General features: G+C 46.2%; 1 protein-coding gene. It reads left to right on the top strand.

All coding sequences use genetic code 11. The annotated features are described in order from the left end of the window. Positions 1-501 (top strand): diguanylate cyclase regulator RdcB family protein (locus R8N47_RS27160; protein WP_318186364.1); only part of this gene is annotated, 501 nt, incomplete at its 5' end. Positions 502-572: the final 71 nt, after the last annotated feature.

The raw sequence follows: 572 nt of genomic DNA, 5'->3' as shown, positions 1-572 counted from the left end.
ACTTCTGATAGGCTGGCTGTCCTTGAGAATGATATCGCTAACCTAAAACTGGAGGTTAAAGCGAACACTCAATTGGACTTGGTATTCTCACGGTGGAGAACAGGTTATTGGCATGACTTCCCTATTGCGACTCGATGCTACATTGCTCTCGAAGAACTTCGCTGGGGAAGCTTTGGTGACTTCATTCGAAGTGCTAACGACAAAGAACGCAGCAACTACCTTGAACTGTTGAGAAACAAGGTGATTGAGCAATTGGCGGCCGATAGTGGATCAACGGTCAAAGAGCGCATTGATTCTCAAACATGGATCGAACATAGCGCAAAAAAAACGCAAGAAGCTGTCGAGTTTCTAGGTGATTGGTGCCTAGAACACAAACACCCTGCAACGTATTTTGTTACACAGGAGTGGGAGAAAGCCCCCTTGTATATGCCAAGGATCATTTCGGCCACCAAGTTAGGCAACTATTTAACTGAAGAAGTTTTTGGGCAGGAGGGCGCATGAAAGTTGGTCTAGTTCTATCTGGTGGTGGCGCATTGGGTGCTTATCAGGTAGGTGTGCTTAAAGCATTGGCA

Source organism: Vibrio sp. 2132-1 (assembly GCF_033344315.1).
This window is presented reverse-complemented; position numbering and strand designations above follow the sequence as displayed.